This is a genomic window from Streptomyces sp. NPDC059142 (genome assembly GCF_042755665.1).
Taxonomy (GTDB): Bacteria; Actinomycetota; Actinomycetes; order Streptomycetales; family Streptomycetaceae; genus Streptomyces.
In genome coordinates, this window is the sequence record NZ_JBHZDA010000056.1 from 33164 (window position 1) to 48380 (window position 15217).

Below are 15217 nucleotides of genomic sequence, written 5' to 3' on the forward strand. Positions count from 1 at the left end.
ATGCTGGCGTGCCTATCCGGGGGCATCTCGCGCGTGTGAATCCTCCCCGGCGGCCTATCGGACGCCCGCCGCGCCGCGCCGGCGGCGCCCCAACTGCGCGCCGAGGGCGACCAGCAGGCCCACGCGATGGAGTGGATCACGCTGTACGCGATGGCCGTGAACGAGGAGAACGCGGCGGGCGGCCGGGTCGTCACCGCCCCGACGAACGGCGCGGCGGGCATCATCCCGGCCGTCCTGCACTACTACATGAACTTCGCGGCGGGCGGCGCGACGCCGGCGGAGAAGGACGAGAACGTGGTCCGCTTCCTCCTCGCGGCGGGCGCGATCGGCATGCTCTTCAAGGAGAACGCCTCCATCTCCGGCGCCGAGGTCGGCTGCCAGGGCGAGGTCGGCTCGGCCTGCTCCATGGCGGCGGGCGCCCTGGCCGAGGTCCTGGGCGGCAGCGCGGAGCAGGTCGAGAACGCGGCGGAGATCGGCATGGAACACAACCTGGGCCTGACCTGCGACCCGGTCGGCGGCCTGGTACAGATCCCGTGCATCGAACGCAACGGCATGGCGGCGGTGAAGGCGGTCACGGCGGCGAAGATGGCGCTGCGGGGGGACGGCAGCCACAAGGTCTCCCTGGACAAGGTCATCAAGACCATGAAGGAGACCGGCGCAGACATGTCGGTCAAGTACAAGGAGACGGCCCGGGGCGGGCTCGCGGTGAACATCATCGAGTGCTAGGTTCTGTCGTCAAATGTCACGCCCACATCAGGAGCGATGCGAGGGTGACGGCCGCTTTGTAGGACTCGGCGGTCTTGTCGTACCGGGTGGCGATGCCACGCCACTGCTTGAGGCGGTTGAAGCACCGTTCCACGACGTTGCGGTGCTTGTGGACCTCCCGGTCGAAGGCCGGCGGGCGGCCTCCGCGGCTGCCTCGCCGGGCCCGGTTGCGGACCTGGTCTGCCCGCTCGGGAATCGTGTGGGCGATGCCCTTGCGGCGGAGCCAGGCGCGGATCGCCTTCGAGCTGCAGCCCTTGTCGCCCAGGACGTGACCGGGCCGGACCCGGGGCCGCCCGGGGCCGATCCGGGGCACCCGGATCGCTTCCATCACGGCGGTGAACCGGGTGCAGTCGTTGACGTCGCCGCCCGTCACGACGAAGCCGAGCGGGCGGCCCCTGCCGTCACAGGCCAGGTGAATTTTACTGGTCGGACCGCCCCGGGACCGGCCGAGGGCCGGGTCGCGGAGCCCCCTTTTCGGGCCCCGGCCGCATGCTGGTGGGCCCGGACGACCGTGGAGTCGACCGACACCAGCCACTCGATGCCGCCCGCCGCGTCCGCTTTCGCCTGGGCGGCCCGCAGCATCCGGTCGAACGTCCCGTCCGCCGCCCACCTGCGAAAACGGGTATGCAGCGTGGCCCACGGCCCGTAACGCCCGGGCACGTCCCGCCAGGCGGTCCCGGTCCGGAACTTCCACACGATCCCGTTCAGAACCCTGCGGTCGTCCAGCCGCTTCCGCCCCCGCAACGACTCGGGCAGCAGCGGCCGGACAAACTCCCACTCGGCATCTGACAGCTCATGGCGACGTATCACGACACCATGATCCAACACCCAAGATCATTTGAAGACACTGCCCAGGTCAGGCAACCGGCTCTCCAAACGCCCCCGCGCTAGAGGCTAGAACCACAACCGTGGCCAAAGCTCCACAAGGAACCACCCGTTCAGGAGCGTTCGAAAGTCCTCAATTTGCATCGCCTCGCGGATAACGGTCTCGTAGAACTCGCGGAGGTCGGCATCATCTGCCCATTCATACGCCCTTCGAACGACCTGCTCCAGTAGCCATAAGAACGGAGTCACCAATCGCGCACAAGCCCTGCTTCCTCCAGACCAACTCTGCACCGATGCGCTCTCGTTGCGCACCCCGACCCGCTCGAAGCAGATCCGGGCGCTCGCCCGCCTCAAGGAGACTCCAGTTCAAAGGCTGCTCGTGGGCTAGAGTTCCGCCAGCCATTCCGGGCGGGGAATCACCGACCTGCGCATTCCGATACGCAGGTCGGCAGTCGTATTCTCAACGGACTAAGCGTCACGAACAGCAAGAAGCCGCAGGTCAGAGGTCCGAATTGCAGCCTCCCTCGGAGCCGCCTTCTGGATTCGAACCCAAGACCTACGCATTCCGAGACCATGAGCGTTCATGTTGCGCCGTGCCTCGTCGTGCCGCGTGGTGACGTTTTTGCTGATCAGATCATGTGCAACAGGTTGACCCGTGCCACCCCGTGACGCACCGTCCAAAGGCGTCTGCCCACCGGCTGTCCACCGGCGGGGCAACCGAAAGGGGCCAGCGAGGGCACTGCGTGGCCGCAAGCGTAGCTTCTGACGAGGCCAGATGGGCACATGAGAGTGCTTGTCCGACCTCGACAAGAGCACCATTGACATCTACAGGCTGCGGGTCGGGAAAGGCCGGGTCACGTCACCCACTGCGGAAGCCTCCAGTGGCATGCCGGTCGGTTCTTCGCTGGCCGCTCACCGGCACCGGGTCTATCATGATTTGAGGTGCTTTCAGGTTCGGTGCTGGAGAGCGGCCACACGTCCTGGACCGCCGTGCTGGATGCGGTCCGTCTGCAGCCCGGCGCCGATGTTGCCGCGGTCACCACAATCCAGCTCCGCAAGGCCGTCGAGCGGCTCGTCGCCGCCGGCCAGTGGCGTGAGGGCGACCCGGAAATCCTCGTGGTGCTGGACGTCGGCTACGACGCACCCCGCATCGCCCACCTGCCCGGCGACCTGCCGGTGCAGATCCTCGGCAGCCTCCGCTCCGACCGCGTGATGCGACACCCGACACCACCGCGCGTGTACGAACCCCAAGGACGGACGGCCCCCAAGCACGGTAGCGAGTCATCTGCATCGCCCATCAACCCCTCGAACCATCCGGTCCTCGGCCCCAGCTCAGCGTGAATGCGACCGCTCACCCCAGTCCGGCCCCGACGGAGGTCCTCCTCGCCAACTGGCGGAACCTACCACGCTGTCCATGGCCGCTGACCTTGCCAACCACCTGGCCACCAGCTGACGATCCATCGCCGCAACCGCCGAGGACCGCCGCAAGAACCGGGGCAGCCCTCGCCGGGTTCCACCCGTCATCCGGAGGGGAAGTGAGCGCGGCGGTTCACCCCTCGTACCGGTGAAACCCCCGCCCGCTCTTCTTGCCGAGCCTTCCCTCCTCCACCAGCCGCAGCAGGATCGGCGGCGGGGCGTACTGCGGTTCGGTGAACTCCCGGTGCAGGGCGTCGGCCACCGCCTTGACGACGTCGAGCCCGATCAGATCGGCCAGCCGCAGCGGGCCTACCGGATGGGCACAGCCCAGCGTCATGCCCTGGTCGACTGTGTCCGCGGTCACCTGGCCGGACTCCACCATGCGCATCGCGCCGAGGAGATAGGGAATGAGGAGCCCGTTGACCACGAACCCCGCGCGGTCGGGTGCCTCGATGAGGGTCTTGCCCAAGGGGCCGGTGAGCAGGGCCGCGGTCCGGGTGCGGGTCCGCTCGTCGGTCCGGGACGTGCTGATCAGCTCGACCAGGGGCATGAGCGGCACCGGGCTGAAGAAGTGGACGCCGATGACCCGTTGGGGGTTACGGGTTCCCCGGGCCATCCGGCCGATCGGGAGGGAGGACGTGTTGGTGGCAAGGACGGTTTCGTCGTCCTTGAGGAGGCCGTCGATCCGGGTGAACAGGGCGGTCTTCAGGTCCTCGTTCTCGGGGACCGCCTCGATCACGCAGTCGCGGTCGGCGAGCCGGTCGATGTCCGCCGTCACCTCGATGCGGCCGAGGGCCGCGTCCCGGTCCCGCTCGGTGAGCGTGCCCCGGCGGACGGCCTGGCCCATGGAGCGCCGGATGCGGTCGAGGCCCACCGGGATGGCTCCGGCGCGCGACACGACCACGCGGACGTCGAGCCCGGCCCGGGCCGCGATGTCGGCGATGCCCGCGCCCATCACGCCGCAACCGACCACTCCCAGCCGGTTCATCGGGTCGTGGCTCATGAGTTCTCCTGCCAGCGCATCAGGGCCGCCCCGACGGACATACCGCCGCCGAACCCGGCCAGCAGAACGACGTCACCGTCGCGGATCGCACCCGAGCGCACACCGTCGTCCAGGGCGACCGGCACGGAGGCGCTGCCCACGTTCCCGTATCTCTCCAACGTGCGATGCGTGCGGGCTCCGGTCATCCCGGCCTTCTCCACCAGGCGGCTCAGCAGCACCCCGTTGGGCTGGTGCGGCACGAAGTGGTCGACGATGTCGGCGCCGAACCCGGCGCTGCGCAGCAGCCGGTCCAGGATCGGCGGTACGTGTTCCATGACGAAGTCGCGAACGCCCCGGCCGTCCATCCGGAAGAAGTGGCCGCCCTCATCCACGGTATGCGGGGTGAGGGGGGTACGGCTGCCGCCGGCCTCGACCCGGATGAGCCGGTGGGCCTCTCCGCTGCTGGACAACTCGGTGCCGAGGAAGCCGTGGTCGTCGCGGACCGGGCCGACGACGGCGGCGCCCGCGCCGTCGCCGAGGAGGACCGTGGTGCGGTGGTCGGCGTGGTCCAGGATGCGCGAGTAGACATCGGCGCCGACGACCACGGCGTAGCCCTGGGGTCGCCCGGCGAGCAGCCGGTGGGCCAGTTCAAGCCCGTACACGAAGCCGCTGCACACCACGTTGATGTCGAAGCAGGCGGCGCCCGACGCGCCGATGGCGTTCTGGACCAGGTAGGCGGTGGGTGGCTGGGGGGAGTCGCCGGTGGACGTCGACACGATCAGGTAGTCGAGCTGGTCCGCCGTGATCCCGGCGGCCTGCAGGGCCCGGGTGACGGCGTGCACGGCGAGGTCCGACGTGGCTTCGTCGGACGCCGCGTACCGCCGGGTGAGGATCTCGGTCCGTTCCTCGATCCACTGCGCGGTGACGCCGCACCACGCGGCGACCTCCTCGTTGCCGACCTCTCGTTCGGGCAGGTAGGAGCCGGTGCCTAGGATGCCCCGGGCGCTCATCGGGCGGCTCCCGCCGGGGCGGTGGCCGCGGCGTGGCGGCGCCAGGCGTTGAGGCGTTCCTCGCCGATACGGGCACGGGCTGCCGGGTCGGTCACACCCAGTCCGTCGCGCGGCGCCAGGCAGCGGACGCCGACCTTGCCGAGGTGCCGGTTCTGCTGCACGAGTCGCGCGGCGTCCCCGACCTGCTCCAGCGGAAAGACGCGGCTGAGCACCGGCACCAGCTTGCCCCGGCTGAACAGCCGTACGCACTCCGTCTGTTCGTGGAGGTTCGCGATGTGGCTGCCGATCACCCGCTTCAGGTTCATCCAGAGGTAGCGGTTGTCGTAGCTGTGCTCGTAGCCGGTGCTTGATCCGCAGGTCACCACGGTGCCGCCGCGCCGCACCACGTGCACCGAGGTGCCGAAGGTGGATCGTCCGACGTAGTCGAACGCGATGCTCGGGTCCTCGCCAATCTCGGCTCGGATGAGGCGACCGAGCCTGCGGCCCAGCTCGGCGGCGTCGGCCCGGGGGTCCGCGTCGTCGCCCATGCCGATCTCCCGGCGGTCGATCACCAGGTCGCAGCCCTGCTGCCGCAGGAAGTCCGCCTTGGCCTGCGAGCCGACGACGCCGACCGCGATGCCGCCGCCGTTGCGGACCATCTGCACGGCGTACGCGCCAAGTCCCCCGGTAGCACCCCAGATCAGCACCACGTCGCCCTGCTTCATCCGGGCGCCGTGGTCGCTGACCAGCATCCGGTACGCCGTGCCCGCGCAGAGGGTGATCGTGGCCGCCTCCTCCCACGTGAGGTGGGGCGGTTTGGCGACGAGCTGGGTGGCCCGTACAACCGTGTAGTGGGCCAGGCCGCCGAAGTTCGTCTCGAATCCCCAGGCGCGCAGGTGCGTGCCCATCATCCCGTCGTCGTGGGAGCCCGGGTCCTGGTCGTCGACGTACGCGGGGCTCACCACCACGTGGTCGCCGGCCCGCCAGTGCCGTACTCCGGCCCCGACGCGCACCACCACCCCGGAGGCGTCCGAGCCGACCACCTGGTACGGCAGGTCGTGGCGGGTGGCGTAGCCGCCCTGCCTGGCGTAGCGGCGCAGCGTGGTGAATGTGGAGATCGGCTCGAACATCGCCGACCACACCGTGTTGTAGTTGATCGAGCTGGCCATGACTGCGACCACGACCTCGTCGGGCGCCAGCTCGGGCATCGGCACGAGGCCCACGTGCAGGGTCTGCCGCACGTCGGTGCCGGCCGGGCGGTCCGCCGCCTCGGCGTCCTCGGCCCGCAGGTATCCGGCGAGGAACTCGTCGGGCAGAGGGAGCCGTTCCAGTCCCTCGGGGGGTGCGCCGTTGAGCACCGCCGTGCTGAGCAGGTCCATGTGTGTTCCTCGCGATCGACGTCGGAATCCTGCCGGCGGACACCACCGGACGAAGCGGGAGTGGGAGAGGTGCGTCTCGCGCACGCAGGGCCCGCCGACGGCCGGCCCGGTCAGCGGCGCACGCACGCTGCTCCGTGCGCGCCACAGCGCACGGAGCGGCGGCCGAGGTGCGCCCGGCACCGCGCGTGCCGGCCCGCGCATGCCGCCGACGGCCTCTCGGGGCCCGTACTGCCGTGTCCAGGCGGCGGGCGACGGCAGGCCGACAGCCCGACGACTCCGGCACGTGGTCGGGCGGCCGGCTCACCCGGGTGGAGCCTCCAGCTCAATGGCCGAGACCGGGCAGTAGTCGGCGGCCTCCTGGGCCGCTGCCAGCAGGTGCGTGGGCGGCCGGGGGTTCTTGAGCAGCACCTTGCCGTCCTCGCCCTGGTCGAAGAGGTCGGGCGCGACCAGCGAGCAGGCACCGGAGCGGCAGCAGGCGGCGTGGTCCACCCTCAGCACCCGCGCCGGCCCTTCCGGAGTACTCATACGGGCGTTTCCGCCGGCTGCTCGCCCCACGTGACCGGCAGGTCGATGGTGCCGAAGACAAGGGTCTCGGTACGGAACGGCACCTCGGACTCGGGTACGGCGAGGCGCAGGTCGGGCAGTCGCATGAGCAACCGCTCGAAGGCTATCTGCAGTTCGATACGGGCCAGGGTGTGCCCGACGCAGAGGTGCGGGCCGTGGCCGAAGCTCAGGTGGGGGCGGCCGCGGCGGCGGACGTCCAGGGTGTGCGGGTCGTCGTAGACACCCTGGTCGCGGTTGCCCAGCAGCGGCGAGACGACGATGCCCTCGCCCGCGGCCACGGTCTGATCGCCGACCTTCACGTCCTCCGTGGCCACGCGGGTGATGCCGAACTGGAAGATGCTCAGGTAACGCAGCAGCTCTTCCACGGCGCCGCGCAGCAGATGCGGCTCGTCGCGCACGGCCACCAGTTGCTCGGGGTGCATGAGCAGCGCGGCGGTGCCGGTGGTGATCATGCTGGCGGTCGTCTCGTGGCCGGCCGCGAGCAGCAGGTACGAGGTGAGCAGCAGTTCCGGCCGGTCCACCTTCCCGGGTATCAGGTAGTCGGCGACGAGCCGGCTGATCATGTCGTCGCCGGGGTCCTTCTCCTTGCGGGAGACCAGCTCGTCGAGGTAGCCGCTGAGTGCGGCCTTGCTCTCGGCGATCCGTTCCGGCGCGCCGGCCCGGTGCGGGTCGAAGAGCGCCTCCAGGTGGGTGGTGAAGAAGCCCGCGTCGTCGTACGGCACACCGAGCAACTGGCAGATCGAACGGGACGACACGGGGACACCGTACGACTGGTGCAGGTTGGCCGGCGGTCCCTGGCGAATCATCTCGTCCAGCAACTGGTCGCATGCCTGCTCGATCTCCGGGCGCATCGCCTGGACGCGTTTGACCGAGAACTCCCCCGCCAGCATGGTGCGGTAGAAGGCGTGCTGGTCGCCGTCCATCCGCATGAAGGAGCCCTTGAGCACCGGCCGCATCTTCTGCCGGTACAGCGTGGGGAAACCCTCCCGGCCCATGTCCGAGCTCATACGCGGGTCGTCGAGCAGGGTCCGTGCCGCGTCGTAGCTGGTCACCAACCAGGCTGGGCCGGTGGGCAGTTGCACTCGTACCAGCGGCGCCTGCTCCTGGAGGGCGAGCAGGCCGGCGGGCGGGTCGTAGGGACAGGTGCGATCGGTGATCGGGTATGTGGGCAACTGGTCAGCCACTGCGACCTCTTTCCTGCTCGGACTGCAAGATCCGCAACCTCCGCGGGCAATGGCCCGAGGTTGGCACAGCCCTCTGCCGCAGGACGCTCAAACGTGAGCGGGCGCCGGTGATCGGCGCGCCTATCGTCGCAACGGTTTCCCAGTGGCGGACACGACCCTGGAGGTCACGGTGACGATGTACGACCACGTCGGTGGCGAGGAACCGCTTCGGCGCCTGGCCGAGGCGTTCCACCGGGCCGCGCTGGCCGATCCGCAGATCGGGCGCATGTTCCGGTACACCGGTGACGCGCATGTGCGGCACCTGACCGCGTATTTCGTCGAGGTCTTCGGGGAGGGCAGCGCCTTCACCGACGAGATCGGCGGGTTCGGGCACGTAAAGAAGATGCATGCGGGCCTGCGCATCACCGACGAGCAGCGCGAGCGGTTCGTGGAACTGATGCTGGCCGCCGCGGACGAGGCGGAGCTGCCCGATGACGAGCTGTTCCGCACCCGGTTCGAGGAGCAGTTGCGCCGGGCGGCGACGATCACCACGCGGGCGTCCCGAATGAGCCAGGCGGACCTGGACACCCGGCACGGCACGCTGGGGAGGTGGACGTGGTGACGCGGACGCCCCGCACCCCTGTCACTCCGCCCAGCGCGACTCCCGCTCCGCCCCGCGACGTGGGCGCCGGGCTGCTGGACGGCGTGGTCGCCGCGCTGCACGACACGTTCGACGGGCGGCGGCCGAGCGACGACGAACCGGTCCTGCCACCCGGCGCCGACTCGATGACGGCGGTCCGGCTGGCACTGGCTCTGGAGGACCGGCTCGGTGTCCCGGTGCCGCTGAGCTGGCTCCGCGCCGGGCACGACGCGGCGACGCTGGCCGGTCTGGTCGCCGGGGCCGGGGACACGGCGGCCGCCGGGCTGCGGCTGACGGTACCGGCCGATCCGGCCGCACCCGATGAACCCTTCCCCGCCACGGCGCTCCAGCAGGCGTACCTCGTCGGCAAGGAGGACGGCCTGGTGCCGGACGCGGTCGGCTGTCACCACTACCGCGAGTTCGAGGTGTCCGGCCTGGACCTCGACCGGCTGCGGCGGGCCTGGCTGGCCGTGCGGCGGCGGCACCCGGTGCTGGACTGCGGCCTCACCGCGGCCGGGGCACTGCGCGTCCGGCCCGCCCTGGACCTGCCGCTGACCACGCGTCCCGTCGGTCACGACCCGGCCGAGGTCCGTGCGCGGCTGGGCCGCCGCCGGTACACCGCGGCGGACTGGCCCCTGTACGAGGTGGAGGTCACCCCCGGGGCCGACGGCAACGGGCGGGTCCACCTGGCCGTCGACGGCGTCCTCTGCGACGGCCGGAGCCTGCGGGTCCTGCTGTGGGATTGGTGGCGCGCGTACGACGGGTCTCCCGACGTCCTCGCGTGCGAGGCGCCGACGGTGTCCTTCGGCGACTACGCGTGTGCCGTTGCCCGGGAGAGCCGCGGGGAGCGGTACGCGGCGGACCTCGCCCACTGGGAGAAGCGGCTGGCTACGCTGCCGGCCGGACCGGGCCTCGTGCGGGCGCCCGCACGGCAGACCGGCGACGTGGGCGGCGGACCGGACCGGCGGCCGCTGACCGGGGCGCTCGACGCGCGCACGTGGGCCCGGCTGCGCGAGGTGGCGGCGCGTCGCGGGGTGACCGCGACCGCGTTTCTGCTGGGCACGTTCGCCGAAGTCCTCGCCGGGGGCGGGGCGCAGCTGCCGTTCAGTCTCGTTCTGACCACCAGTGACCGGGCGCGGATGCGGGGCGCCGACGACGCCGTCGGCACGTTCACCTCAACGATGGTCTTCCCGGTCCACGACACCGAGGTCCGGGCCGTGCACGAGCGCCTCGCCGAGGATCTCGACCACTCGACGGTGCCGGGGGTGGCAGCGCTGCGCCGCCGCCGCGGGCCGCTGCCCGACCTGCCCGTGGCGTTCACCAGCATGATCGACGACGGGCCGCCCGAGGGTGCTTTCGCCGCAGCCGAGTGCTACGCGGTCGGCCGGACCTCCGGCGTGTCCCTCGACCACCAGGTGTGGGAGGAGGACGGGGCACTGCGCTACCGGTGGGACGTGGTCGAGCGGGCCTTCGCGGCGCCCGGAGCCGAGGCCCTGTTCGGCGTTTACACCGCTCGGTTGGAGGCGCTGGCCAGGGACGCGGAACCGGCGCCGGAATCACCAACGGAGCGGGCGGCACAGCCGGAGCGGGAGCAGGAGCCGGCAGCCGCCCGGCCCCTGTCGTCGGCCCGGTCCTTCCCTGCGCCGTCGGCCCCGCTCAACGACCTCCAGCAGGCCTATCTCGTCTCCCGGGCGCTCGACCCGGACGACGCGGGCGGTTGCCGCCTGCTGCTCAGCTACGAGGTCGCGGACCTGGACACCGACCGCTTGCGGCGGGCCCTGGAGCGGCTGACGACCTCCCACCCGGTGCTGTCCGCGCAGGTCGACGCCGAGCACGGTGTGCGGCTGCCCGCAGTGCCCGCGTCGCCGCCCGTGCCGGAGGTCCCGCTCACGGCGGAGCTCGTCGGGAACCTCCTGCGGGAGGCACACCCGTGGGGCGAGGGCCACGTGGACGTCCGCGTGGGCCGTGTCGGGGACGCGGACGGTGCGGGCACCGTGTTCCTGACGGTCGACCTCGCGCTGATCGACGCGCGCAGTATCCACCTGGCCGGGCGGGAGCTGATGCGGCTCTACGCGGCCGACAGCGACACCGGCGACGTCTCGTCTCCCGGTCCGGCGGGCTCGTCCACCACCCCCCTCGACGCACCAACGGCTCGCGAGCACTGGCAGCGGCGAGTGGCCGCGCTGTCGCCGGGTCCCCGGCTGTCAGCGGTGTCCGACGACGGCAGCCGCACCCGGCTGCGCGGCACGCTGCCGGGGTGGCGCGCCGTGGTGGCCGCCGGGGCGAAGCACGGCTGTTCGCCCGACGGTCTGTTGCTGGCCGCGTACGCGCGGGCTCTCTCCCCGGGCCTCGGTGACGTGTTCGCCGTCCCGGTGGTGCGCTGGCCGGACGGCTCCGACGCGGCCCGGCCCGCCGAGCGGACCGCGCTGAGCTGGGTGACAGTCACAGCCGAGAACGGTCCACTGATTGACCTGGCGCGCCGGTACGACGCCGTGCTGGCCGAGGACCGGAAGGCCGACGCGGCGAGTGGCCTGGCCGAACTCCGCAAGGCGCGGCGCTCCGGTAACGGTCTTCCCGTGGTGTACACCAGCCTGTTCGACCTCGACGCGCATCCGCTGCCGGACGGGGTCACCGCGGGGGTCTGGGCGACGAGCACTCCGGGCGTGGCGCTGGACTGCGTGGCGGTACAGGACGGCGACGTACTGGAGTACGCCTGGGACATCCTGCCGGAGCAACTGCCCGAGGGGTGGCCCGAAGAGGCGTTCGCACGGTTCGCCGACGACCTGGCGGAACTGGTCTCGCTCGAACAGATGCCGGTCGACGACCCGGAACTGCCGCCCGCCCGCTGGAACGACACCACCCGCCCGTTCCCGGCGGACCTGCCGGTGCAGGTACTGATCGAGGACCAAGCCCGGATCAGGCCCTCCGACGTGGCGGTCCGCTGGGCCGGTGGCGCCCTGTCCTACGCCGAACTGGAACTACGCGCCAACCGGTTGGCCTGGACGCTGCGCGGGGCCGGAGTGGGCCGCGGCGACGTGGTCGGGATGTCGGTGCGCCGCGGCCCGGACATGGTGGTCGCGGTGCTGGGCATCCTCAAGGCGGGCGGCGCGTATCTGCCGGTGCTGCCGTCGCTGCCCCGTGAGCGGGCCTCGGTGATGCTCGCCGACGCTGCCGCCGCCTTCCTGGTGCGCGACGCGTCCTGCGGCTGGGCGACATCGCTGTCCGGCGTACCGGACACACCGTCGGCGAAGGGCGTGACACGGCCGGCGCAGGACCTTCCGGACCTGCGTCTGCTCGATCTGGACGCGGTGCTCGCCGAGCCGCACCCCCGTGAGGGGCGTGCGCCGGATCCGGTGAACGAGGTGGACGACCTCGCGTATGTGATCTTCACGTCGGGCAGCACCGGGCGGCCCAAGGGGGTCGGGGTCGCTCACCGCCCGATGCTGAACCTCTTCGAGTGGAGTCGCCGCACCTTCGGCTTCGGGCCCGGCGACCTCGGCCTCTGTGTCACGTCGCTGGGCTTCGATCTGTCGGTCTTCGACATCCTCGGACTGCTCAGCCTGGGCGCCGCGTTGTACGTCGCCGACGAGGAACAGCAGCACGACCCGGGCTTGCTGCTCCGCGTGCTGGAGACCGAGCCGGTGACGTTCTGGAACTCGGCACCGACCACCTTGGCGAATCTGGCGCCGGAGTTCCCCACGCCGTTCGGCCGGCCCGGCGGCGACACCCTGAGGCTGGTGTTCCTCAGCGGTGACTACACCCCGCTGTGGCTGCCCGGCCGGCTGCGGGCTGCGTTCCCCGACGCCACGCTGGTGAGCCTCGGCGGTGCGACCGAGGCGACCGTCTGGTCCAACTACTTCGTGGTGGACCGGGTGGACCCGGGGTGGCGCAGCATCCCGTACGGGCGTCCGCTGGACAACTCCCGTTACCACGTTCTCGACGCATCGCGCCGCCCGGTGCCGATCGGTGTCGAGGGTGACCTGTACATCGCGGGCGATTGTCTGGCCCTCGGCTACTACCGGCAGCCCGGCCTCACGGCGGAGCGGTTCGTCACCGGCGAGTTCCCCGGGCTTTCGGAGACACGGCTGTACGCGACGGGCGACCGCGCCCGGTTCGCGCCCGACGGTGTCATGCACTTCCTCGGCCGTCGTGACGGCCAGGTCAAGGTGCGGGGGTTCCGGGTGGAACTGCCGGAGATCGAACACCGGTTGCGGGCGCATCCCGGTGTCGCGGACGCGGTAGTCCTGCTGCGGTCCGGCGGCTTCGGGGAGGACCGGTTGGTGGCGTACGTGCTGGCGGAGGACCAGGCACCGCACCCGGACCGGGCTCCTGCTCCGCCTCCCACCGGGGCCGAGCTGCGGGCGCATGCCGCGGCCGCACTGCCCGATTACATGGTGCCGTCCGTGGTGGCGTTCGTCACCGAGTGGCCGACCACCACCAACGGCAAACTCGACCGCGACGCCCTGCCCTGGCCGGTCGACGGCAAACCCGCGCCGACGGTGGAGCGGGCCGCGCCGGTCACTGTCGGGGGCTCGTCGAAGGCCGAGGCTGAAGGGGCCCGGGAGAAGACCGAGATGGAAGAGGCTGGGGAGAAGGCCGCGCCGACTGCCGCCGGTCCGCCGAAGGGGCGACCGGCGGCGGTCGAGGCCGCCCCGGCCGACGACGTGGCGTCGATCGCCGCGCTGCTGGGCGAGTTGCTCGACCTGCCGCCGGTCGACCCCTCGGCGGACCTGTGGGAGCTGGGGGCCACCTCGTTCACGATGGTGCGGGCCAGCCGGGTGCTGCGGGACCGGTACGGCTGCGAGGTGCCGGTGGCGTTGTTGCTGTCGGAGCCGACGGTCGCCGCCATCGCCGCGCACCTGTCCGCCGCCAACCGACCGCAGGCACAACCGGGGCGCGCCGAACCGCCACAGACGGAACCGGAGCGGCTGCAGGCACGGCAGGCCGAACCGGAGCGGAGCGAACCACCGCACGTACGACCGGAGGCTACGGAACCACCGCAGGCCGCCTCGGCGACGCGCGCGCAACCGCGTCGCGCAACGCCTCCGCCGCAGGTGGACTTCTTCGCCGCCGAAGACCGGCGTCGTTTCAAAGAGGGCGACTTCGGGCAGCGGCCCGCACCGGAACATGCCCGCTCGATGCCGCTGCCCGGCGGCAGGCCGAGCGAGGAGCAGCGACGCTGGCGCGCCAGCCGCCGCCCCGTGACCGAGGGGCGGCTCGACGGCGAAGGACTCGGCCGACTGCTGCGGGTGCTGGCCAGGACGGACGGGAGCCCCGGCGCCGGCGCCCTCTACCCGTCCGCCGGGGACACGTATGCCGTGCAGGTGTACGTGCTGGTGCGCGACGGCGCCGTGGAGGGCCTCGACGCGGGCGCCTACTACTACCGGCCCCGCACCCACGCCCTGGAACCTCTCGGCACCGGCGCGGACCTCCCGGTCAACGCGCACGTCTACTACAACCGGCCCTTCGCCGCCCGCGCCTGCGCCGAGATCTACCTGGTCGGAGAGGAGCAGGGCATCGAGCCGCTGTACCGGGCCCAGACACCCCGCTATCTGGCGCTGGAGGCAGGGCACATGGCCCAGCTGCTGATGCAGCAGCAGGTGCCGTCGGGTGTCGCCGTCTGCCCGGTGGGTGATCTGCGGCAGAGCGACCTCGCCGAGGTGCTGGGACTCGGGCCGTCCCACACGTTCCTGCTCGGGCTCCTGTGCGCGCCGCTGGACGCCACCGGCGACGAGGCCCCCGGCGAGCCTCTGTGGACGGCGGCGGACACCCCGCCCGCCCGGCGGTCGGGCGGGGTCGCCGTCGTCGGGATGGCGGGCCGCTTCCCCGGCGCCACGGGCCCGGACGAGCTGTGGCGGCTGCTGTACGAGCGCCGGTCGGCCATCGGCCCCATGCCCCCCTCCCGCATCGCGGCACTCGGCTGGACCGGCGAGCCCCCGACCGGCGGGTTCCTGGACGCGCTGGGACCGGTCGACCTGCGGCCGTTCCGCATCTCCCCCGCCGAGGCCGCCGTCATCGACCCGCAGCTGCGTCTGCTGTTGCCGACCGTCTGGCAATGCCTGGAAGAGGCCGGGTACACCCCCCGGTCCCTGACCGAGGACGGTGGCCGGGTGGGGGTCTTCGTGGCGTCCATGTGGGACGACCACCTCGGCGCGGCCGGCGACGGCTGGGAACGCGGGGACCCCGTGGAGGTCGTCGCCACCCGGGCGACGCTGCCCAACCGGCTGTCCCACACGTTCGGCTGGCAGGGGCCGAGCCTCGCGGTGGACACCTCGTGCTCGTCGTCGCTGACCGCGCTACACCTCGCGATCCAGTCGCTGCGCTCCGGCGAGTGCGACAGCGCGGTGGTAGCCGGGGTGAACCTGGTGACCCACCGTCGGCATGTGGGGCTGCTCTCCGGTCTCGGGCGGGGCGCCGCCCCCGCCCGCGGGCGGGCCGACGGCGCCCCTGAGGTGGCCGCCCCGGGCGGGGTCCGGGGCGGGGGCGGCCGGCCC

General features: G+C 71.9%; 8 protein-coding genes and 2 pseudogenes. 4 read left to right on the forward strand and 6 right to left on the reverse strand.

Annotated features, from left to right (window positions below):
* The first annotated feature begins 39 nt into the window (after positions 1–39).
* The gene (locus ACFXPK_RS20630; RefSeq protein WP_385077373.1) at positions 40–726 is read left to right on the forward strand and encodes an L-serine ammonia-lyase; all 687 of its coding nucleotides are present in this window, start codon (positions 40–42) and stop codon (positions 724–726) included.
* A 16-nt stretch (positions 727–742) separates the two neighbouring features.
* Here the strand turns inward: ACFXPK_RS20630 and ACFXPK_RS20635 are convergent.
* A pseudogene (locus ACFXPK_RS20635) lies at positions 743–1572 on the reverse strand (IS5 family transposase).
* Positions 1573–2550: 978 nt separating this feature from the next.
* Between ACFXPK_RS20635 and ACFXPK_RS20640 the strand changes: the two are divergent.
* Positions 2551–2871: pseudogene (locus tag ACFXPK_RS20640) on the forward strand (transposase); the annotation flags it as partial.
* A 268-nt stretch (positions 2872–3139) separates the two neighbouring features.
* Here the strand turns inward: ACFXPK_RS20640 and ACFXPK_RS20645 are convergent.
* The 5 genes from ACFXPK_RS20645 to ACFXPK_RS20665 form a co-directional block, all read right to left on the reverse strand.
* Positions 3140–4009, reverse strand: coding sequence for a 3-hydroxybutyryl-CoA dehydrogenase (locus tag ACFXPK_RS20645; protein WP_385077352.1), 870 nt, complete (start codon positions 4007–4009; stop codon positions 3140–3142).
* Entirely contained in the window at positions 4006–4998 is a 993-nt protein-coding gene (locus ACFXPK_RS20650; protein WP_042163798.1) for a 3-oxoacyl-ACP synthase III family protein, read from the reverse strand. Before ACFXPK_RS20650 ends, ACFXPK_RS20645 begins: the two co-directional genes overlap by 4 nt.
* Positions 4995–6356, reverse strand: coding sequence for a crotonyl-CoA carboxylase/reductase (gene ccrA / locus ACFXPK_RS20655; RefSeq protein ID WP_385077356.1), 1362 nt, complete (start codon positions 6354–6356; stop codon positions 4995–4997). Before ccrA ends, ACFXPK_RS20650 begins: the two co-directional genes overlap by 4 nt.
* 300 nt (positions 6357–6656) lie before the next feature.
* On the reverse strand, positions 6657–6881 hold the full coding sequence (locus ACFXPK_RS20660) for a ferredoxin (RefSeq protein WP_042163795.1): 225 nt from the start codon (positions 6879–6881) through the stop codon (positions 6657–6659).
* Complete coding sequence (locus tag ACFXPK_RS20665; protein WP_385077360.1) at positions 6878–8104, reverse strand: cytochrome P450; 1227 nt, start codon at positions 8102–8104, stop codon at positions 6878–6880. The genes ACFXPK_RS20660 and ACFXPK_RS20665 overlap by 4 nt, the downstream gene beginning before the upstream one ends.
* 142 nt (positions 8105–8246) lie before the next feature.
* On the opposite strand from ACFXPK_RS20665, the gene ACFXPK_RS20670 reads away from it, so the two are divergent.
* On the forward strand, positions 8247–8705 hold the full coding sequence (locus ACFXPK_RS20670; protein WP_385004251.1) for a group II truncated hemoglobin: 459 nt from the start codon (positions 8247–8249) through the stop codon (positions 8703–8705).
* Positions 8693–15217: amino acid adenylation domain-containing protein (locus ACFXPK_RS20675; RefSeq protein WP_385077364.1), on the forward strand; the 6525-nt coding region annotated here is incomplete at its 3' end. The genes ACFXPK_RS20670 and ACFXPK_RS20675, both read left to right, overlap by 13 nt.

What these genes read in the sequence shown, in the direction of transcription:
- ccrA (WP_385077356.1), bottom strand. Translation starts at nt 6,356, where the DNA reads ATGGACCTGCTCAGCACGGCGGTGCTCAACGGCGCACCCCCCGAGGGA.
- ACFXPK_RS20645 (WP_385077352.1), bottom strand. Translation starts at nt 4,009, where the DNA reads ATGAGCCACGACCCGATGAACCGGCTGGGAGTGGTCGGTTGCGGCGTG.
- ACFXPK_RS20660 (WP_042163795.1), bottom strand. Translation starts at nt 6,881, where the DNA reads ATGAGTACTCCGGAAGGGCCGGCGCGGGTGCTGAGGGTGGACCACGCC.
- ACFXPK_RS20650 (WP_042163798.1), bottom strand. Translation starts at nt 4,998, where the DNA reads ATGAGCGCCCGGGGCATCCTAGGCACCGGCTCCTACCTGCCCGAACGA.